Source organism: Enterococcus sp. 2G9_DIV0600, from assembly GCF_002140615.1.
Classification (GTDB): domain Bacteria; phylum Bacillota; class Bacilli; order Lactobacillales; family Enterococcaceae; genus Enterococcus_D; species Enterococcus_D innesii.
On the sequence record NZ_NGLL01000001.1, the window covers coordinates 339162 to 360104 of the forward strand.

Here is a 20943-nt window from a genome sequence, read left to right on the forward strand (position 1 = left end):
AGCTGGAGAGCAACCTATTTTCCCACTATTTGCAACGACCGATTGGCAATAAGCCAATCGGTTTTTTTGCGCAGCTCGAAAAAATGGTATACTGTCACTGAGACAGCCGTAGAACGGCGGCAGCACGTAAGCAGTTGTGCTGCGAAAAATGGATTCCATGAGGTGAAAACATGAAACTAGCATTGGCAAAGATCGTTTTAGATGATGAGTGGTATGAAGTGGTCCAATCGGAAAAAGGGCTAGTATATTTTGGTCGGCAGCAGGATCATCATGAATTACTCAAGTTCTTTCCGCTGGCTGAAATCAGTGATACAGCTGACCTTGATTCAGTAATTGAAGCGCAGCTACAAGCTTATTTCGCAGGTGAACCAGTGACATTTACTTTTGCGTTTGATTTTGTCGGGACGCCGTTTCAACAAACCGTTTGGCAAGCACTGACCCAAATTCCTTATGGACAAACGACTACGTACAGTGACTTGGCGCTGCGCATCCAACGTCCGACCGCTGTTCGAGCTGTCGCCAATGCAGTGGGGCGTAACCCGATGATGATCGTGGTTCCTTGTCATCGTGTGTTAGGAAAAAACGGCCGCTTGACGGGGTATCGGGGCGGGTTAGCAACCAAACGCCGATTACTGCAACTGGAAGGGATTCCTTTTAAAGAATAGATGAAGCAAATTATTTATAGTAAAAAATACTAAAAAGCAATTTCATTTCCTTGTTTCTCTGGTATAATAAAATTGATTCCGGTTACAAGAAGGGGTGGAGGAAATGAACATCGTTGAATTACAAAATGGTTCTGATATTCGGGGAATTGCGATCGCCACTGAAAAAGAACAGGTGACACTGACGGAGCAAGCGGTCCGGCAAGTTGCTTCAGGCTTGCGCAACTGGTTGGCAACAAAGGGCAGCGGACCTTTTCGCGTGGCAGTCGGTCGTGACAGTCGCTTGAGTGGTGAAGCACTGCAAGAAGTGTTGATGGCACAGCTGCAGCAAGAAGGCGTGGCAGTGATCGATTGCGGCTTGGCAACGACACCAGCCATGTTTATGAGTACACAATTTGAAGATTTTGACTGTGATGCCGGTGTGATGCTGACAGCGAGTCATTTGCCTTATTACTTTAATGGAATAAAAATTTTCAGCCGCCAAGGCGGTGCGGAAAAATCCGATATCCACTATATTTTGACCCACACTACCGTTCATGAGGCAGCGGAAAAAGGAAGCTATCAGCAAAAAGACCTGCTGACGCCTTATGCCCAAGATCTGCTGCAAAAGATTCGCCAAGGAATGGGCACCAATACCGAAAAACCATTGGCTGGATTAAAGATCATTGTTGATGCAGGCAATGGTGCCGGCGGCTTTTTTGCAGAAAAAGTGTTAATTCCGCTGGGAGCAGATACGAATGGCTCGCAATTTTTAGAACCAGATGGGCATTTTCCTAACCATATTCCCAATCCAGACAATAAAGAGGCGATGGCGAGTATCCGTGAAGCCGTCTTACGAGAACAAGCCGATCTAGGCATTATTTTCGATACCGATGTCGACCGTTCAGCCGTCGTGACCAAAAGCGGTGAGCCATTGAACCGCAACAATATGATCGCTGTATTAAGCAAGATCATCTTAGCGGAACACCCTGGCACACGTATCGTCACCAATTCGCCAACCTCCAATCATTTAAAAACCTTTATCGAAGCACTGGGGGGACAGCAAGTACGCTATATTTCTGGCTATCGTAATGTGATCAACAAAGCGATCGAACTGAATGAAGCAGGACTGGACACACAGTTAGCCATCGAAACCAGCGGGCATGCCGCGTTTAAAGAAAATTTCTTTTTAGATGACGGGGCGTACGTGATCGCCAAGCTCTTGATGATGCTGCCACAATTACAACAGCAAGGCACGACACTGGATGAGCTGATCGCAGCATTGCAACAACCCGCTGAGACCCAAGAATTGCGCTTTGCGATCCAACAAGCCGACTATCAAGACTATGGTCGCCAAGTGATCGCTGATTTAGCCAATCATTTGATTCCAGGCTGGCAGATCGATCCAGAAAACGAGGAAGGCATTCGTATCAATCTAACGGGTCCCTATGGTCAAGGCTGGTTCTTGCTACGAATGAGCCTGCACGAACCATTGCTCGTGCTGCAGATTGAAAATGACGAAGCAGGTCATCTACCGGCAGTCGTTCAAGCGATCGGTCGCTTTCTATCGCAGTATGAAGCCATTGATCAAAGCAAGCTGACACAGTTTTTAGCACAGCAACCAAAAATTTGAAGAAAAGCAGGGAACTAAAATGGTGATTTTGATGCTGCTGATCATGGCAGTGACATATGGTGTGAATTTTTTCTTGTTTCGTTACTTGAACAAACGACCAAAAATCGATGTCGTTGAACGGTTATCGATGTTATTAGGTGTCAACATGAGTGTGCTTTTTTTCGATGGGATCTTATTGTTTATCGGTAAATTACTGATCGAGACGGTAGAGATCATCGAATAACCAATAGACGTTTTTGCTTTGCCTCGCCACTGGCTTCTACCGTCAGTGGCGAGGTTTTTTAGGGTTTGCTAAAAACGGCGATTAATGTTCGCATTCGTTTTTGATATTTGATAAAGTAAAGAGGAGAAAATTACGCAAAGTGAGGGAATTCACGGATATGGCAAAAATAATGGTAGTAGAAGATGAAGCGGTGATTCGCCAACTAATTATCGAAGAACTAGAAAAATGGCAGTTTGAGACCTTTGGCACCACGGATTTCCATCAAGTGTTGACTGACTTTGAAGAACAAGAGCCCCAACTGATTTTACTGGATATCAACTTGCCGGTTTTTGATGGCTACTATTGGTGTCAAAAAATCCGCGAAGCTTCCAAAGTACCAATCATTTTTATTTCTAGCCGCAACACCAATATGGATATGATCATGGCCATGAATATGGGAGCGGACGATTTTGTGACAAAACCTTTTGAGATCGACGTTCTGATTGCAAAAATCAATGCCTTATTGCGCCGTTCCTACAACTATGTAGAAAGCAGCAGCGAAACATTAGTGCATAACGGTTTGACCCTCAATATCGACAACAGCAGCATGTATATCAATGGCGAAAGCATCGATCTTAGCAAAAACGAATACCGCCTGCTGTATATTTTGATGAAAAATCACGGCAAGATTTTAAGTCGGGAAAAACTCTTGCGGGCCTTATGGGATGACGAGCGTTTTGTAGATGACAATACCTTGACGGTCAATATCAATCGTTTGCGACGAAAAATCGAACAAGCGGGGATGAATGGCTACATTGAAACCAAGGTTGGTCAAGGGTATATCGTACCATGACAAAGTGGCGGGTTTTGCGCAGTTTTTTGAAAGATCGTTGGCTGCTGTTTATCGGTTGGCTAGTCTTTTTCGTGTTGACGGTCTTAGTTTTTTGGCTGACTCCTCATTCCCCAATGGATTGGGGCACAGTCGGGTATCTCTTTTTGATGCAAAGTGTCTTGATGGTGTTCTTTTTAGCAATCAGCTACTTATCTAAGCGGCGCTTTTGGCAAAAAATCACCCCCAAGCCCGGAGACAGCTTGCTGCAAAACTACTTGCAAGGAGCACGCTCGGCAGAAGAAGAACGGATCGAATCCTACATCAATCAGTTGATCCGAGAGCACCAAGAATTGATGCAGCAAGTGGTCAGCAATCAAGAAGAGCAAAAGGAATACATCGATTCGTGGGTCCATGAAATCAAAGTCCCGTTAGCCGCCTCGCGGTTACTGCTGCATTCGATCGAATTTGATATTCCTGATGAAAAATTTATCTTACTAGAAAATGAATTGAACCGTATGAATGAATACGTCGAGCAAGTCTTGTACGTCGCCCGTTTGGATAGCTTTTCAAAAGATTATCTGGTCCAAGAAATTTCATTGAAAGCCGTCGTTCAGCCGGTTTTGCGCAGTCAGGCCAATTATTTTATCCAAAAGAACTTGCATTATGCTGTTGAAGGCGAGGACCAGCAAGTGTTGACCGATGAAAAATGGCTCGGCTTTATCTTTCGCCAACTGGTCAGCAATGCCGTGAAGTACACACCACAAAATGGACAGCTGACGATTCGGATCGAAAAAGATGCCCAAGGGACCTATCTCCACTTGCAAGATAGTGGGATCGGCATTCCTAAAGAAGACATGCGGCGCATCTTTGATAAAGGCTTTACGGGCGAAAATGGGCGCCAAACGGACACCCACTCGACGGGATTGGGGCTCTTTTTAGCGAAAAGTTTAGCGAAGGAACTAGGCATCGAGCTAACGGCTTCGTCGACAGTTGGAAAAGGAACCACCATGACGCTGTTCTTCCCGTTACTAAGTTATTATGAGGAAAAACGCTAATCTGCTTTTTTTCGAGTATCTTTTTGTGTTTATTGACAAAAATCACTTGTCCCTAGAACGTTTTCACTGATACACTAAAGCCTGTGTTTAAAATTGAATGGTAAGGATGAATGAAATGGAGATACTCGTTGCATTAGTACCAATGTTTGCTTGGGGCAGCATTGGTTTGGTAAGTGCCAAACTTGGCGGGGATGCGAACCAGCAAACGCTAGGAATGACGATTGGTGCCTTTTTCTTTTCTCTGGTCGTATTTTTTGTGACGATGCCAGTGATTGATGGAAAGGTGATTTTGATCGGTCTTTTGTCTGGTCTCTTTTGGTCCGTCGGTCAAAACGGTCAATTCCATGGTATGAAATATTTAGGTGTGTCTGTTGGCTTACCGCTTTCAACCGGCATGCAGCTAATTTTAAATACGGTCGCCGGTGCATTGTTTTTCGCAGAATGGACCCAGACCCGCGATTATGCGCTAGGTGTCACCGCCTTGATCCTATTGGTGATCGGGGCTTATCTGACCGCTCGCCAAGATGGCGAAAGTCCGGTAGAAGCCGGCAGCAAGATGCTTGATTTTCCTAAAGGATTTCGGTCCTTGATTTCATCAACGATTGGTTACGGCGCCTATACGATTTTGATTACTTGGGCAGGATTGGATCCGCTAGCGATCATTTTGCCGCAAAGTATCGGAATGCTGATCGGAGCTAGTATGTTTGCTTTAAGAAAGACGAAGGTCGATCGTTTTGTAGGGAAAAATACTTTGTCAGGGTTGTTATGGGGCATCGGCAATGTCTGCATGCTGATCACGGTTCAGCAAGTCGGACTCGCGGTGGGCTTCTCATTGTCGCAGATGGGGATCATCATTTCAACGCTAGGCGGGATTTTTATTCTCGGCGAAAAGAAAACCAAGAAAGAACTGCGTTATGTGGTGATTGGTTGTCTGCTGGTGATTATCGGCGGTGTTTTGCTAGGGTATATGAAAGCAACATAAACGTATATGTTTGAGGAGGAATTATGGATTTATTTCGAAAAAAAGTCATACAACGGGAAAGTGTGACGAATTTAAAAAAAGAGTTGAAGTTAAAAGATTTGATTATGTTGGGGATCGGCGCCATTATCGGCACAGGTATCTTTGTTGTTACAGGGACTGCTTCTGCTGAATATGCCGGACCGGCATTGATTCTTTCCTTTGTTGTAGCTGGTATCGTTGTTGTGTTATCAGGGCTTTCTTTTGCGGAATTTGCTTCTCGGATCCCTGTTTTAGGGGGCGCCTACTCGTATTTATATGTCGTTTTTGGTGAATTTACCGCGTGGCTGGCAGGCTGGTTTTTGATTTGCGAGTTCTTATTGGCCGTTTCTTCGGTGGCATCTGGCTGGTCAGGCTATGTGCAAGGCTTTTTGGCCAGTGCGGATATCCATTTACCAACCGCTTTGACTGGCGGTTATGACCCAAGCAAAGGGACCTACATTGATTTGATCGCTGGTTTAGTCATTATTTTTGTAACCTTATGGGTTAGCCAAGAAGCGAAAAAAGCGTTACGTTTGAACAATGCCATGGTATGGGTGAAATTCGGCGTGATCGTCTTGTTTATCGTCTTTGGTGCTTTTTTCGTGGAACCAGACAACTGGCAGCCTTTTATGCCCTTTGGGTTTTCAGGCGTCTTTAATGGTGCAGCGTTAGTCTTCTTTGCTTTTCTTGGCTTCGATGCTGTCGCAATGGCGGCGGAAGAAGTCGAAGATGCCAAGAAAAATGTCCCTCGGGGGATCATTGGTTCGATTGCGATCGCAACGGTACTGTACATCGTTGTTACCCTGATCATGACAGGGATCGTGCCGTTTGCTGAATTAGGAGTCAATGATCCGGTGGCTTTTGCTATGCGTTATGTCGGTCATGGGGTTGTCGGATCAATCATTTCCGTAGGGGCGATCTTGACCTTATTAACAGTGACGATCGCTATGATGTACTCCTTGGCGCGTCTGTTATATGCCATCAGTAAAGATGGGTTATTGCCAAAAGCCATGCAAGCCATCGATCCAAAACATCAAACACCAAAGAAAGCGACCTATATCGCCGGTGTTTTTGCTTTCTTCTTTGCAGCAGCTTTCCCATTGAATATCTTAGCAGAATTGACCAACATTGCGGCATTGTCGTATATGATCTTGATGTCCTTAGGGATCATCAAGCTGCGGAAGATGATGGGCCCCCCTGCTAAAGGCGAATTCAAAGTACCACTGGTACCGTTATTGCCTTTGTTGTCCGTTGCCAGCTGTCTCTTCTTGATGACACGCCTGAAAACGGCGACTTGGATCGTTTTTGGGATCTCCTTAGTGATCGGAATCGCGATCTATTTTGTATATGGCTATCGTAACAGCGAATTAAATGAGAACATTGACGAATAGGATTGTGAAAAGGCAAAGACCCGGATGCGGTCTTTGTCTTTTTTTGTGTAAATATAGCCGAGCTTCCTATAAGCAGCGTTTTAGGAGGCTTTTTTTGTTATTCAAATAGTGGCCATTTCTGGTGCTGATCATTGCAACGACAGTCTTTCTTGATCAAACGTCCTCTATGAATCTGCTTTTTTTGAGAAATTTTCCAAATGACAGATTCACTAAAGGTTCATCCAGTATGCTTTTGTTAGAGAAAAAAAGAGAGGATGTTGGCAATTGAATTATATGAAACGGGCATGGCTGAGTGTGACGAGAAAGCGAGGAAAATCTGCAATATTGTTTGCTGTTATTCTAATTTTAGGAAATGTGATCGCTGGCGCAATTGCGGTCAATCAGTCGACTCAAAATGTCGAAAAGCAGATCAAAAACCAATTAGGTTCCCTCGCAACGATCGATATCGACTATGAAGCCTTGATGGCAAATAGTGAGGGCGGCGCAAGTATGGAGGAGATTCAGCCGCTGCCGGAGGAGCTGATCAAACAAATTGGCGAGCGCTCGGAAGTCAAACAGTATGACTATTTGCGAGAAGCATCGATTGCTGTTGAAAACTTCAAACCTTATCGTTTTAGTCCTCAAGAAGATGATGACAATGTCATGATCGTTGGGGGCATGCTTTCCTTGATCCATTTAGCAGGAACCAATCTCTTAAAGCCGCTAGACTTTGAAGAAGGCACGGTGAATTTAACACAGGGACGCTTCTTCACTGAAGAGGAACAGCGTACCGGAAAACGTGTGGGGTTGATTTCTGAAGAGTTGGCTCAGGAAAACGGCTTAGTCGTTGGTGACACCATGGTCTTAGATGGACAGTTTATCGACTATTCGTCTGGTGAGGAGCCAGAGAAACAAAAAGGCAATGATTACCCAATTGAAATCGTCGGAATCTTTAAAAACACAAATTTAGAAAAAGCGAATGAAAAAAATGATAATTCGAGTTCGTCCTTTTTTGATGATAGTCCCTTCAATCGGATCTATATGCCAAATGATGCTGTGAAAACGATTGTTGAAGAGGAACGTACGGGACAACAAGTGGCATTTCCAGCGACAGATCCTGGTTCTGATAAGGATTTCTTTACCCCGCAATTTATTTTGAATCAACCAGAAGATGCAGAACAATTCAAACAAGAGGTGACACCACTCTTGCCAAATGGCTATAAGGTCAATGCTTCTACGGATGAGTATGACCGTGTGGGAACCAGTATGAATCGCTTATCACAAATTTCCTCGTATGTCGTAGTGATTGCGGTGATTGCTTCCTTGATTATTATCTCCTTGATTATTGTGTTGTTTACCCGAGATCGTAAATATGAGTTAGGTATCTACCTTTCGTTAGGGGAACGCCGGAAATACGTGTTTGCACAAATCGTGATCGAACTCCTGTTGATTGGTATCAGTGCAATGCTGATCTCCTTGGTTACAGGGAATATGCTGGGCAAGATGGTTTCTGAATCTTTGTTAGCCAGCAGTATGCTAGAGGCAAACCAAGCAGGGATGGAACAATTCTTTGTGGGTGCACCGAAAATCGACCAAGCGACGATCAACGAGGCGTTTCGCGTTCAAAATACCTTATCTTATGTGATCGCCTTTTTAGCGACTGGGATCGTGACGATCTTGCTTTCGGCAGTGGTGCCGCTGTTGTATATTTTACGGTTGAATCCGAAAAAAATCATGCTGTAAGGAGCGATGAACATGGCAATTTTAGAAACAAAAGACATGACGTATTACTACCAAGATGGCGAGAATCGCCGGAAAATTTTAGATAAAACCAATATCTCCTTTGAAAAAGGCAAATTTTACACGATCTTAGGAAAATCAGGCTCAGGAAAGACCACTTTTCTTTCCTTGATCAGTGCATTGGATCAGCCAACCGATGGGGAAGTGTTTTTTGAAGAAAAAAATATCAAAACGATCGGTTATGAAGAATATCGCCGCAACAAGATCAGTTTGATTTTTCAAAGTTACAACTTGATCCCTTATTTGACGGCTTTAGAAAACGTCCTTGTTTCAATGGCGATTTCAGACAACAAACTACCAGATCAGCACGATCAAATTGCGTATCGTTTGCTGGACTATATCGGCATCAATTCCACGAAAGCCGATCGTTTCGTCAATCAGCTTTCCGGTGGGGAACAGCAGCGGGTCGCCATCGCTCGTGCCTTAGCGACCAATGTTGATATCATTTTAGCCGATGAACCTACCGGGAACTTAGATGAAGGCATGGAACAAGAAATCGTGGATATTTTTAAAGAACTAGCGGCGATCCACAACAAGTGCATCATCGTAGTGACCCATTCGACTGAGATTGCCAAGCAGTCAGATCAGACATTTTACTTAAAAAAAGGTGCGTTGACAGCCTATGAGTGATTTTTTATCAAAGTTTGAAGAAGAACCGAAAGAGCCAAACAAGGAATCAGCTACAGCTAAAGCACCTTCTTCCCGTGCTTCCCGCAAAGAAAAGGGTTCAGCTTCTTTAGAAGAGGGGATCGAACACGATCCCTCCTTCAAAAAGAAGCGGCGGAAAAAAAGGCTGCTGGGACTAGCTGCCCTGCTCGGACTCTTTATACTCAGCGGCTTTTTATTTTTCCAATTGGCGTATGTCCGGTTGGATAACTTTGTGGACAAAGAGATCTCAGAGGTCAGGGAATGGGCGGCGGAACATGATCTTGCGGTTGCTGTCACACCAGCTTATAATGAAGCCCCAGCCAATCAAGTGATTGCCCAAGAAGAAGCTGCCAGAAGCCGAGTCAGAAAAAGAAGCACGTTGCATCTAACGGTTAGCCAAGGACCAGATCCAGAAGAGAAATTGGCGTTGCCAGACTTTATGGAAATGACCAGAGACGAGGCAGCAGAGTGGATCGAAAAAAATCAAGCCAGCAATTTGACGATCGTCGATGAATACCACGATGAGATCGAGGAAAAAGCACCGATTCGAGTAGAATTTACCAATAAAGAAGTCTCACGAGAAAACTATCATCGTCGAGATGTCGGACGAGTCTTTTATTCAAAAGGCGAAGAAACCTTTGAAAAAGATATTGAGGTACCTGACTTTAAGGATAAAACCCGTTCAGAGGTAGAAACATGGGGGAAAGTCCATGAGCTGGACCTAGAAGTCAAAGAACAGGCTTCAGACACTGTGGAAGAAGGCAAAGTCATTGAACAAAGCGTGGCACCAAAAGAAAAAATCGCGAAACGGGATGCGTTTCAAGTAACGATTTCCCTAGGAAAAGGAGTCACCGTACCGGACTTTTCAACGATTTTACCAGATGATGCCCAGGACGCTGTTGAGGGCGTCAATGTACGGGTGCGGATGCAGTTTACTCAGAGTCTGGCTTACGGACAGCTGATCTCCCAAAGCGAGTCCGCCGGGACAGTCCTGACTAGCAAAGATGACCAAGGGATTGACGTCGTCTACTCCGCAGGTCAACCGTATATCAGAGATTATCGTCGAGGAGAATACCTTGAAGGAGATCTGCAAAAGCTTTTCTTTGATGAATTCCGTTCAAAAGGGGCGAACATCAGCTATCAAGTCCGTTACGTCAACTCAGCAGAACCCTACGGAACGATCGTGGGGATGAGCAAGTTCAATCAGTTTCTGCCGTTAGAAGATACGATCACCTTTGATATCAGTTTAGGCAATCAGACAGCCCCAGCGGCACCTGATCCTGAATAGTCGCTTTCTTTTTTTAGTCAACCTGCAAAAGGAGGAAACCCATGCGTCATCAAGAGAATTTTCAAGAACTTAGGAAAAAGCTGTTTGTCTTTTTACTAAGCGGTATGGTAGCATTGTTGCTACACATGTGGATTCATCAATCAAGTGTACACATGCGGATCGTTTCAACAGAACGTTTTATTGGAGAACAATTGGAATGATCCTAAAGGAATGATTGTGCTTACCGAAAAGTGATTGAAAAAAGAAATGATGAGTGTAGAAGGGGGACTGACCGATGCGGATCTTATTCGTAGAAGATGAGCCATCGATCGCAGAAGCGGTTGCCAGCTTATTGAAGAAACACCATTATTCCGTTGATTTGGCCTTTGACGGCGAAACCGGATTAGATTATGCTACGAGTGGTGTATATGACATTCTCGTTTTGGATATCATGCTGCCAAAAATCGATGGGATCACATTGCTAAAGACGTTACGCAAGAAAAACATCCGGACGCCGATCATTATGTTGACGGCCAAAAGCGAAGTCGATGACAAGGTGCTTGGCTTAGATGCAGGAGCCGATGATTATTTGACGAAGCCTTTTCAAATGAAAGAGCTGCTGGCGCGGATCCGTTCGCTAGGCAGAAGAAAAGACTTGGATTACCAAGAAGACCAGTTAGCATTTGGCAATGTGGTCTTGGCGCGTAATGAGCTGCAGTTGGCTACGAAGACCAATCAAGTGGTGCTGTCACCAAAAGAAATGAAACTGATGGAGCTATTTTTAGCCAGACCTAAAGTGATTTTATCAAAAGAAACCATCATCAATAAGATTTGGGGCTTTGATCCCGATGTGGAAGAAAACCGTGTTGAGATCTATGTATCTTTGCTGCGAAAAAAACTGACGCTGCTAGAAGCGGATATCGGCATTCGCACGATCCGCAATGCCGGGTATATTTTGCAGAGCAAGGAGCCGCCATGTTAAAAAAATTGCGAAATAAAATGCTATGGTTCAATATGGCATTGACCTCGATTATTGTCTTAGGTGCCTTTACCTTTATCTATATTTTGAATGCCACGCAAATCGAAAATGAGATTCAATCACTAATCTCGCAAGAAGCAAACAGTTTAGGTGCGGCACCTCTAGAGGAGGACGAAGTAAGGCAATCACTGACAGAACCTGAGTATCCAATGATGTTGACCATCACGAATAGTACCAGTGAGTTCAGAGAAATCGCTCTAGTCGACGTGGATCAAATGGATGTCGTGATTCAAAGTATTGATGAGAGCGTCGATCAAAACGAGCTTTATGAAGCATTGGTCGATGCAGCGACGAAACAAGGGGAGATTCCTAACGAAGTGAAGGTGAATGGCCGAAATTGGCGGTATGCGCTCTTTTTAGTGACTTCTTTCAATCAATACTCAATCAATCACGATGCAATAGGGGAATATTCCACCAGTATCAATAATTACGAGCCATTTTATCAAGTGCTGTTCTTTGACGTCACCGACTACAAAACCAGTCTAAGCAACTTAAGAAACACGCTTTTGCTCATCGGCGTTTTAGCTTTAGCCAGTATCTATATCGCTAGTTTTTACGTCGCCAATCGAGCCTTGCGACCAGTTGAACTGGCTTGGCGCAAACAAAAAGAGTTTGTTTCTAACGCTTCCCATGAGTTGAAAACACCACTGGCAATCATTCAAGTTAATGCCGAAGTATTAGCTGGCAGTCCAGAAGAAACCTTGGAAAGCCAAATGAAATGGCTGGAAAACATTCAGTTAGGTTCCGAACGGATGGATGAGCTAGTGAATAGCTTACTGCTATTGACCAAATTCGAAAGTGCCGAGCAAGAAGTCGTGCGTTCGGTGATTGATGCCACTCAAGTCGTGCAAAGTGTTTATCAAAGCATGGAGGCCATTGCGCTGGAAAAAGGGATCCACTATCAGGAACAGATCGCTAAACAGGTTAGCCTTGAAAGCAATGAGCAAGCCTTGCGGCAATTGACCATGATATTGGTAGACAATGCCTTGAAATACACGCCCGCTGGAGAAACCGTCACAGTGGCACTCGTTGAACGCCAACGAAAAACGGTGCTGCAAGTCTCCAACAGTGGTTGTCCGATCCCAGAAGAAACAAATCCCTATGTCTTTGACCGCTTCTACCGCGGGGATCCTTCTCGCAACCATCAAGACGGTGGCTATGGGTTAGGTTTAGCCATCGCCAAAGCCATCACAGAAATGTTGCAGGCACAAATCAGTTTGACGGTAGACCAAGAAGGCGTCAATCACTTTGAAGTTTCATTTCATTGAGATTGGATCGCTGCCTTCACTTAAATAAAATTTTTCAAAAAAAGAGGACTCCATGAATGGAAGTCCTCTTTTGATAGGTGAAATTTACTTGTTGCTAGTTAAATCCAATAAGCGGTCTTTCAAGTCTTCTTCTAGATGACCCAATTCCACTTCGGCAGCACGACGTTTTTCTTTTCCTTCTTTTTGGATCCGTAATGTTTCTTGGATCGTTTCCACAAGGTCGTTTTGTGTTTTTTGCAAGGTTTCGATATCGACGATGCCGCGCTCGTTTTCTTTCGCTGTTTCAATAGCAGAAACTTTCAACATTTCTGAGTTTTTCTTCAATAGATCATTGGTGGTCTCAGAAACTTGGCGTTGTGCCGTAACTGCATCTTTTTGACGCAATAAAGTCAAGGCAATGACCACTTGGTTTTTCCATAGTGGGATCGCTGTATTGACAGAAGCTTGGATTTTTTCTGCTAACGCTTGGTTCGTGTTTTGGATCAGGCGAATTTGCGGTGCCTGTTGGATCGTGATTTGACGTGCCAAGCGCAAGTCATGAGTCCGTTTGTCTAAACGATCAAGAAATTGCGTGTAATCGTTGGCGATCTGTACGTCCATTTGATCATTCGTTTCTTCTGCTTTTTTCATGGCTTCAGGAATGATTTTGGTTTGCAATTCTTGCATCTTCAACTCGCCAGCGGCAATGTAGATGTTCAATGCATCAAAGTAATCTTTGTTCTTTTGATACAACTGTTCCAACATCATGTTGTCTTTTAGCAAACCGTCTTTTTCTTTATCCAATTTGACGGCGATCTTGTCGATTTGGGCACCGATTTTTTGGTATTTAGCGGTGATTTCAAAAATGGATTGTTTTACTTTACCAAACATTCGCTTGAATAAGTTGCCTTCCCCTGCACGCAGTTCGTCTGGATTGGCTTCTTGCAAGCGATACATCAACTCCGTCAATGAGTCGCCCACAGGGCCGATATCAGCTGCTTGGACATGGTTCAACATGGATTGGGAAAACTCTCCAAGTTTGGTTTGGGCAGCTGCACCATAGGTGATGACCGCTTGCTGGTCGGTCGCATCGATCTTGCTGGCTAATTCTTGGGCCTGTGCTTGACGCTCTGGCGGTAATTTATCAATCAAACGCGGTGCCGTTTGCTGTTCTTTCAGCTGACTGATTTCCGCTTGTTGAGTGGTGGTCAAAGTGTCGACAGGGGTTGAAAATGGGTTGTTCAATAAATCGTCAAGCGTATCCGTTACGGGTTTTGCTTGATTTGGTGTTTCACTCATAATAACTCCTCCTAATAATTGTCTGCTTTCGAAAAAAATCTAGCCTGGGCTAGATTTTTTTTAGATTCTTTTCTTGTTGCCAATCAGAATCTATCCCTATTCATTATCTCGTTTTATGCTTTGTTTGGCAATGGATAACTCAACATCCATGTCATCAAGATCGTCTGCTACAAATTGGGAGTAGTCTTTGGCGATCAAGGAAGCCATTTGCTCGATGATTTGGGTGCTTTCTTCGATTTTATCATAGGTCTCACGACTTTTGATCTCATGGCTATTGATTTCAATGAACTTATCGGTCAAATCGACCATATTGGGCAAGTGGGTATAAAGGAAATGACTTGCCAAAGGCAGCTTGGTTGGTTCTTTTACGAGTTCTTTGAAAAGAGCTTTTGAGGCACGCAAAGCATCGTGACGCAAGTCAATGGCTTTTAACTTGTTATTGCTAGTGATATTTTTTTGGTATTTATCGATTTGGTGTTTCGTCTGATTCATCGTTTCCCGGAACAATTCGATCTCACGAGTAGTCATCCCGCTTTTCAAGTAATGGGCTTCTCTTTCTCTCGTTAAAGAAGGCAAAACTTGTGGATCGGTTGCTGGAACTTTACGTCCTCTGATACCGACGTAGACTAAAATCGCACCGACGATTAATAATAGGCTCGCAAATGAATCGCCTACTACGTTAAAAATAATACTGATGAGGACGATCGCACCAACGATCAGCCAGATGTTTTTTTTCATTTTTCCTCCTCCTAAAAATCTCTTGGACAAGTAGATTGGGTTATTCGACATCTTTATTTTAGCATGTTCACTAAAAGAAAAATATCAGACTTGGGGTGGATTTTCCGATATTTAGTAAATTCATAAGCTTTCTTGCTATTTCTTAAGAAGATATTTTTTCTAAATTATGCTAAAGTGTTTGATAGATAAGACGTATGAGGAAAGTTAGGTGTCGATAGATGTTAGAATTTAAAGATTTTGAAGAAAAAACGATCCAACGAAATGAAATTTTCCATGGCAAAATCATTGATGTAGTGGTTGATGATGTCTCCTTGCCAAATGGCGGGACCAGCAAACGAGAACTCGTCTTTCACCCAGGCGGTGTGGCCGTGATCGCCTTGACGAGTGAGAACAAGATGCTGTTCGTTCGCCAATTCAGAAAACCATTAGAGCGAGTGATTTTAGAGATACCAGCAGGAAAAATCGATCCAGGAGAAGGTGCTCGTCCGGATTTGACTGGTGCCCGGGAATTAGAAGAAGAGACCGGCTATCGTGCAAAAACGCTGGAGCACGTTTCTTCTATGTACCTTTCACCAGGCTTTGCGAATGAAATCTTGCACGTCTATTATGCGAAAGAGCTGGAAAAAGTGACCAATCCATTACCGCAAGACGAAGACGAAGTGCTGGAAGTCTATGAATTGAACTTAGAGCAGGCACAAGCCGCTATCGCTGATGGAACGATCTGTGATGCGAAGACCGTGTTTGCGATCCAATTTTGGGAGTTGCTGGAATTGAAACGGAGGAACGGACTTGCCTAAAGAACCATTGATCACCCGCAGTGAGCTTCGACGCCGACGCGAAGAAGAACAAGCGGCAGCTGAACGCAATCAGCAAATCGTAGAAAAACAAAGCAAGAAAGAATGGAAACAAAAAGAAAAACAAATCGATAACCACTACCGAAAAGTCCGCAAGAAAAACAAAGAAATCACGAAGACCCGTGCGGGCGAGAACCAAAAATCTCGGGATCTGAATCGCTTTTTAATGAAAGCCATCGTGATCGTCACTTTATTGTTAGTCGTCGTCGGTTTAGCGATCTTTTTGTTGTGATTCATCTAGTACTAAGAAAAAGCCGTCTCTGCATCTTCTGCAAGTGCGGCTTTTTTGTTATTCGGTCGGCTTTTTCAAAATAGCTAAAAACATGGCAGCTGGCTGATTCATGAACAAATGATCCGCTTCATGAAAAACGGTAAAGGAAGTAACTGCAAAACCAGTCGTCTCAGCCAGTTGAGTCAATGCGGCAGGATCGAACCCATTATGAACCAGCGGGTGAGACACGGCGGGATTTTTGAGGAAATCCACTAGATAAAGGGTTCCTCCCAGCTGCAGCAAGGCGTATAGTTTTTCCATCATAGGGGCTGTGTCAGGAATATGCAGCAAGACGAGGGATAGCAGCACCGCGTCTGCTTTTGCTTGTAAGGATTCTTGCAGCAGATCGTGGACAGTTGCAGAAGCATTGGCCAGCTGCAGTTGGTTGATTTTTTTTTCAGAAACCTCGATCATGTTAGGGGCAGTATCCCAGATAGCTAAGTGCTGGACATAAGCTGCTAAGGGCAGACTTACTAGGCCGGTACCGCCGCCGATATCGATCAGAGTTTGGTGCTGGTTGTCTTTAAAATAAGGTTCAAGAGTTTGGGTGACCAAGTGTGCTAACGCGATCCGTTCAGGGGTATCGTATTTTGCTGCCATGGCGTTGAAAATTTCAGACATAAGTGCCTCCTTTTATAATGACAAAAAACTGTTCGTTTCGTCAAAACTAGTTTATCATGAAAGGAGAAAAACACGTCAGTAGATACGTGGGAATTTCTGTTGTTTTTCATTTTAAAGGGTGAAAAATAAACGAGAAGCAGGAGGCAAACACATGAAAATTGGTATTATTGGTGCAATGGAGGAAGAAATCAAGGCGTTGCGGGAACAGTTGATTTCACCGCTTTCTTGGGAACGCGGCGGCGCACTATTTATTTCAGGAAGTATCGGCAATCATGAAGTGATCGTCGTTCGTTCAGGTATCGGCAAAGTTCTGGCATCGATCACCACTAGTTTATTGATCCAACAATACGGGGTCAATATGGTGATCAATACTGGATCAGCTGGTGGGATCGGTGCCGGTTTACAAGTAGGGGATTTAGTGATCTCAGATAAAGTGGCCTATTTTGATGTCGATGTGACGGGCTTTGGTTATGAATATGGCCAGTTGCCTGGTGGGATGCCTTTGTATTATGAAGCCAGCCGCTATTTGATCAGTGAGATGACGAAAGCCGCAGAAGCGACCCATCATACCGTGAAAAAGGGACTGATCGTTACCGGTGACAGCTTCATTCATGACCCGCAAAAAGTACAGGAGATTTTAGGACATTTTCCAGATGCCTTGGCTTGTGAGATGGAAGGCGCCGCGATCGCACAGACCGCGCAGCAATTCAATATTCCTTTCTTGATCGTGCGCGCGATCAGCGACACCGCCGACCACGCAGCAACCGTCTCTTTTGATGAGTTTATCTTAGAAGCTGGCAAGCGTTCCGCTGAAATGGTCTTGGCATTCGTTGAAACATTAAAGTAACTTAAAAAACAGGAGAGCCGATCCGTACGAGGAGGAAGGAAGCATGAGAGCATTACTATCCATTGATTATACGTTTGATTTTGTTGCAGATGAGGGACGATTGACCACGGGTGCTGCTGGGCAAGCGATTGAAGCTGCCTTAGTAGCTCGGACGCAAGCCTTTATCGAAGCCGGTGAGTATGTCGTTTTTGCCATTGATCGTCATGAGGAAACGGACAACTATCATCCTGAAAACCGCTTGTTCCCACCCCACAATCTTGCGGGCAGTACGGGGCGACATCTCTACGGCCGTCTAGCACCGCTTTATGAAAACTATCAGGAAGCGCCAAATGTCTATTGGATCGACAAGCGCCATTACTCCGCGTTTAGCGGTACCGACTTAGACATCCGTCTGCGGGAAAGAGGGATTACGGAATTGTACCTGACCGGCGTTTGTACCGACATCTGTGTCTTGCATACAGCAGTGGATGCCTATAATTTAGGCTACCAACTGGTGATCGATGCAGATACCGTTGCCAGCTTTGACGCGGTCGGACATGAATGGGCACTACGCCATTTTGAAAATACCCTAGGCGCGAAAATCATTTCTGCGAAGGAGGAAGCATAAATGGGATGGATGGATCAATTAAAAGCAAATTTCAGTTTCAGTGAACTGACTAGCCTTTATCAAGCGTATCAAAAAGGGGATCTTGATGTGAAGGCGTTGTTGAACAATGACTTCTTACAAAAGTATACGGATTTTCAGAACTTGGATGAGTTTATGGCTAAATTAGGCATCCAGAATGAAAACCAAATCTTCGACTTTCTAAAAGACCGCCCCAATCGGCAAAAAGCCGATCAAGTCGTCAATGAGCATTCCCAATTCGATTCTGTGATCAGTATGATGAAAAAAGCTTTGCAGAAATAAACAATTGGCGAAGAAAAAGCGCAAGCAGAAAAATCTGCTTGCGCTTTTGTTTACCAAATCTGCACACGATCTTCTGGTGCACGATACATCGGGTCACCAGGTTTGATATCAAAGGTTGTATAGAATTCATCGATATTTTGAACTTGGATATTGGCCCGTAGTTTAGCTGGTCCGTGGACATCGATCGACAGTAAGAGCTGTTGGTATTGTTCTTTGGCTTTTGTACGCCAGATCTTTGCCCAATTGGTGAAGAAGTCTGCTAAAGAAACATCGCTTTCTTTTTGCGCTGCTTCTAGCGCACAGCTTAGTCCGCCTGCATCGGCGATGTTTTCAGAAACAGTCAATGTGCCGTTGACGGTACCGCCGGCAAAGGGCAGGCCATCAAACTCGTCGATCATCGCTTGAGCTAAGCGTTCAAAGTGTGTCAAATCTTCCTCTGTCCACCAATTGTTTAAATTACCATATTCATCAAATTTTGCCCCGTTGTTGTCAAAGGCGTGGGAAATCTCATGAGCAATGACCGCGCCGATCCCCCCATAATTTGCGCTGGTGGATTGTTCCAAACTATAAAAGGGCGCTTGTAAGATTGCCGCTGGGAAAACGATCACGTTTTTAAATGGGTGATAGTAGGCATTTACGGTAGCGGCGGACATTTCCCATTCCTCACGATCCACAGGCTGCTGCCATTTTTTGAAGGCATCTTCTCGGAACAAACGATTGAAATGCAGGGCATTCGCCAGCAGACTTTTCTCTTCATCGGTATGCAACTGGTCATAAATGACAGGAACTTGATCAGGGTACCCGACATGGATGCCTAAACGATTCAATTTGATAATCGCTTTTTGGCGGGTTTCTTCACTTAACCACGTGTTGTTGCGCAAACGCTCTTGGTAGACAGCAATCATTGTTTCCACCATATGTTTGACGTCTTTTTTCGCTGTTTCCCCAAAGTACTTGCGTCCATAATAATCACCGATCACTTGACTGAAATGACCCATCGTTAAGTAATAAGCCGCTTTTTGTTGGGGAGCCGCTTCATCGATCCCTGATAAGTAGCGGCTGTAGGTTCCGCCTAACTGACGCAATTCTTCACTCAGATAGCTAGTATAGCGCAAGCTTTGGTTGACGATCATCCAGCCTTTCAAGAGTTCAAAATGGCTATCAGAAACAATAATGTCAAAGGCTTCAAAGTAAGCGGGTTCCGTTACGATCAGCTCTTCTGGTGTCCCTGGTAAAAGGGCCGTCAAGAGTTGTCTAAAATCGATCTTGCTGGCTTGCTTTGCAAATTCCTCCAAGGAGCGAGGATTGTAGTTTTTGCTATAATCCGCACTTTCTTCCGCACTGCGGACATGAGGAGCGATCAATTTATCAAATGCGATCGCTTGCTCTACCAACGATTCCGCTTCTGCTTGGTCTTTTCCGTAAGCAACTAACACGTTGACGGCCATCTCAAAGTAGACTTGCAGCATTTCGCCTGCTTGGGGATTTTCTGTGTAATAGGTTTTATCCGGCAAAATAGTAGCAGGCGGATAGACCGACAAAGTATTCATTTGCGCATTTTTCATGTCTGCATCGACATCTAGTTGGAAAGGCAAGGCAATGCCCTCTAAAACGAAACTTGCCAGTTGCTGATTCAATTCCTCATAAGAAGGCAACGCTTCGATTTTTGCTAATAGTGCATTTGCTTCAGTAGCGCCAGCTGCCTCTCGTTGGGCAAAATCGCTGGCTAAGCGGTAAAAAGCCACAGCATCCTTCATGCGGCCTTTTGGCGTAGCATGGGGATCGTGTGCCATATTTTCAAATTCTGCGATCATTAAGGAATCGATTCCGTCAACGAGATCTTGGAATCCACCCGTAGCGGGTTTATCTGCTGGAATAACAGCGGTCTCCAGCCACTCGCCATTTACATAGTCATAAAAATCATCTTTTAACAAGGTTGTCATGTCTTTCGCTCCTCTCGCTTTCTACTATTATGAAACAAAATCTGTAAGGACGCAAAGAAAAGTTTTCTAGGCGAAAAAGGGTTTTGATCCAAGTAGGAGGAGAATCTAAGGTATAATAAGAAAAAAGGCAGGTGAACGAGATGGAACAAGTAGAGTGGAAAGGGATCGCCGAAGAGCGGTTTCGTCCGTATAAGCAGTGGGTCACTCCTTCAGGGTATTTATGCGGCACCTATGCGGCAGCCGTCTTTTTGGCCTACTATCAAGATTACATCGACGAAACGATCATCCCAAAAGCATTTCGTAGAAAAAAACAGCGGGATCTGACAGTAGTGACGGAAATGCTGCGGGTGCTGATTCAGCCTCATGGGTTGCCGACGATCGCTTGGCAGGTCAGTCATGGATTGACTCGGTTTTTCGATCAATTCCAATTGCCTTACCGCGGACGTGCGACTGTTGTTGGCGGCTGGCATCGAGCGTGCAAACGAATCGATGAAGGCAAACCGGTGATCATCGGTATTTTGAAGCCTTTAGGCAGCACGTATGGCAATCATTGGGTCGTGGCTTACGCCTACGCTGAAACCGCCAGCGGAGAACGCTATTTTAAAATTCACGACAACTGGGGCAACTACAAAAAAGTGATTCCCGCCAGTTGGGTAAACGGTACCGTCACACTTCCTTGAACGAGACGGTTAAAAAAACAGTCACTTTGTGCTAGAATAGAAGAAAACA

General features: G+C 44.5%; 23 protein-coding genes. 19 read left to right on the forward strand and 4 right to left on the reverse strand.

Annotated features, from left to right (window positions below):
* Positions 1 to 170: 170 nt before the first annotated feature.
* The 13 genes from A5870_RS01645 to A5870_RS01700 all read left to right on the forward strand — a co-directional run bounded on the left by A5870_RS01645 (position 171) and on the right by A5870_RS01700 (position 12755).
* Entirely contained in the window at positions 171 to 665 is a 495-nt protein-coding gene (locus A5870_RS01645; RefSeq protein ID WP_086291609.1) for a methylated-DNA--[protein]-cysteine S-methyltransferase, read from the forward strand.
* Positions 666 to 768: 103 nt separating this feature from the next.
* Positions 769 to 2274 carry a phosphomannomutase/phosphoglucomutase gene (locus A5870_RS01650; protein ID WP_086291610.1) on the forward strand — a complete coding sequence of 502 codons (1506 nt, stop codon included), beginning with the start codon at positions 769 to 771 and terminating at the stop codon, positions 2272 to 2274.
* Between the two features lie 19 nt (positions 2275 to 2293).
* Entirely contained in the window at positions 2294 to 2497 is a 204-nt protein-coding gene (locus A5870_RS01655; RefSeq protein ID WP_005227790.1) for a hypothetical protein, read from the forward strand.
* A gap of 157 nt (positions 2498 to 2654) precedes the next feature.
* Positions 2655 to 3329, forward strand: a complete 675-nt coding sequence (gene sapR, locus A5870_RS01660) for a two-component system response regulator SapR (protein WP_005227794.1) — start codon at positions 2655 to 2657, stop codon at positions 3327 to 3329.
* Positions 3326 to 4363, forward strand: coding sequence for a two-component system sensor histidine kinase SapS (gene sapS, locus A5870_RS01665; protein ID WP_077452325.1), 1038 nt, complete (start codon positions 3326 to 3328; stop codon positions 4361 to 4363). The genes sapR and sapS overlap by 4 nt, the downstream gene beginning before the upstream one ends.
* Before the next feature lie 115 nt (positions 4364 to 4478).
* The gene (locus A5870_RS01670; protein WP_086291611.1) at positions 4479 to 5345 is read left to right on the forward strand and encodes a GRP family sugar transporter; all 867 of its coding nucleotides are present in this window, start codon (positions 4479 to 4481) and stop codon (positions 5343 to 5345) included.
* Between the two features lie 23 nt (positions 5346 to 5368).
* Positions 5369 to 6754 carry an APC family permease gene (locus A5870_RS01675; RefSeq protein WP_086291612.1) on the forward strand — a complete coding sequence of 462 codons (1386 nt, stop codon included), beginning with the start codon at positions 5369 to 5371 and terminating at the stop codon, positions 6752 to 6754.
* Between the two features lie 273 nt (positions 6755 to 7027).
* Positions 7028 to 8476 carry an ABC transporter permease gene (locus A5870_RS01680; RefSeq protein ID WP_086293375.1) on the forward strand — a complete coding sequence of 483 codons (1449 nt, stop codon included), beginning with the start codon at positions 7028 to 7030 and terminating at the stop codon, positions 8474 to 8476.
* A 12-nt stretch (positions 8477 to 8488) separates the two neighbouring features.
* The gene (locus A5870_RS01685; RefSeq protein WP_008379303.1) at positions 8489 to 9163 is read left to right on the forward strand and encodes an ABC transporter ATP-binding protein; all 675 of its coding nucleotides are present in this window, start codon (positions 8489 to 8491) and stop codon (positions 9161 to 9163) included.
* Entirely contained in the window at positions 9156 to 10469 is a 1314-nt protein-coding gene (locus tag A5870_RS01690) for a PASTA domain-containing protein (protein ID WP_086291613.1), read from the forward strand. Before A5870_RS01685 ends, A5870_RS01690 begins: the two co-directional genes overlap by 8 nt.
* A 41-nt stretch (positions 10470 to 10510) precedes the next feature.
* On the forward strand, positions 10511 to 10669 hold the full coding sequence (locus A5870_RS17225) for a hypothetical protein (RefSeq protein WP_170920075.1): 159 nt from the start codon (positions 10511 to 10513) through the stop codon (positions 10667 to 10669).
* 74 nt (positions 10670 to 10743) lie between these two features.
* Entirely contained in the window at positions 10744 to 11430 is a 687-nt protein-coding gene (locus A5870_RS01695; protein ID WP_086291614.1) for a response regulator transcription factor, read from the forward strand.
* Complete coding sequence (locus A5870_RS01700; RefSeq protein ID WP_086291615.1) at positions 11424 to 12755, forward strand: sensor histidine kinase; 1332 nt, start codon at positions 11424 to 11426, stop codon at positions 12753 to 12755. The genes A5870_RS01695 and A5870_RS01700 overlap by 7 nt, the downstream gene beginning before the upstream one ends.
* 84 nt (positions 12756 to 12839) lie before the next feature.
* Here the strand turns inward: A5870_RS01700 and A5870_RS01705 are convergent, their stop codons facing one another.
* Both A5870_RS01705 and A5870_RS01710 read right to left on the reverse strand, forming a co-directional pair.
* Positions 12840 to 14033, reverse strand: coding sequence for a toxic anion resistance protein (locus tag A5870_RS01705; RefSeq protein ID WP_060792554.1), 1194 nt, complete (start codon positions 14031 to 14033; stop codon positions 12840 to 12842).
* A gap of 96 nt (positions 14034 to 14129) precedes the next feature.
* Positions 14130 to 14771, reverse strand: coding sequence for a 5-bromo-4-chloroindolyl phosphate hydrolysis family protein (locus tag A5870_RS01710; RefSeq protein ID WP_081117808.1), 642 nt, complete (start codon positions 14769 to 14771; stop codon positions 14130 to 14132).
* Between the two features lie 218 nt (positions 14772 to 14989).
* Here A5870_RS01710 and A5870_RS01715 point away from each other — a divergent pair, with 218 nt between their 5' ends.
* Positions 14990 to 15568 (forward strand): NUDIX hydrolase, encoded by a 579-nt coding sequence (locus A5870_RS01715; RefSeq protein WP_081117807.1) that lies wholly within the window; start codon positions 14990 to 14992, stop codon positions 15566 to 15568.
* Positions 15561 to 15857, forward strand: coding sequence for a cell wall synthase accessory phosphoprotein MacP (gene macP, locus A5870_RS01720; protein WP_005227820.1), 297 nt, complete (start codon positions 15561 to 15563; stop codon positions 15855 to 15857). Before A5870_RS01715 ends, macP begins: the two co-directional genes overlap by 8 nt.
* A gap of 57 nt (positions 15858 to 15914) precedes the next feature.
* Here the strand turns inward: macP and A5870_RS01725 are convergent, their stop codons facing one another.
* On the reverse strand, positions 15915 to 16517 hold the full coding sequence (locus tag A5870_RS01725; RefSeq protein WP_086291616.1) for a class I SAM-dependent methyltransferase: 603 nt from the start codon (positions 16515 to 16517) through the stop codon (positions 15915 to 15917).
* A 151-nt stretch (positions 16518 to 16668) separates the two neighbouring features.
* On the opposite strand from A5870_RS01725, the gene A5870_RS01730 reads away from it, so the two are divergent.
* The 3 genes from A5870_RS01730 to A5870_RS01740 are packed head-to-tail and all read left to right on the forward strand — an operon-like array spanning position 16669 to position 18271.
* Positions 16669 to 17364 carry a 5'-methylthioadenosine/adenosylhomocysteine nucleosidase gene (locus tag A5870_RS01730; protein ID WP_005227823.1) on the forward strand — a complete coding sequence of 232 codons (696 nt, stop codon included), beginning with the start codon at positions 16669 to 16671 and terminating at the stop codon, positions 17362 to 17364.
* Positions 17365 to 17407: 43 nt separating this feature from the next.
* Positions 17408 to 17971 (forward strand): cysteine hydrolase family protein, encoded by a 564-nt coding sequence (locus A5870_RS01735; RefSeq protein WP_005227824.1) that lies wholly within the window; start codon positions 17408 to 17410, stop codon positions 17969 to 17971.
* Positions 17972 to 18271, forward strand: coding sequence for a hypothetical protein (locus tag A5870_RS01740; RefSeq protein WP_005227832.1), 300 nt, complete (start codon positions 17972 to 17974; stop codon positions 18269 to 18271).
* Between the two features lie 50 nt (positions 18272 to 18321).
* On the opposite strand, the gene A5870_RS01745 is transcribed toward A5870_RS01740, so the two are convergent.
* A complete protein-coding gene (locus A5870_RS01745; protein ID WP_086291617.1) occupies positions 18322 to 20214 on the reverse strand; it encodes a M13 family metallopeptidase in 1893 nt (630 codons plus the stop codon).
* Positions 20215 to 20354: 140 nt separating this feature from the next.
* Between A5870_RS01745 and A5870_RS01755 the strand changes: the two genes are divergently transcribed.
* Entirely contained in the window at positions 20355 to 20894 is a 540-nt protein-coding gene (locus tag A5870_RS01755) for a C39 family peptidase (protein ID WP_086291618.1), read from the forward strand.
* Positions 20895 to 20943 lie beyond the last annotated feature (49 nt).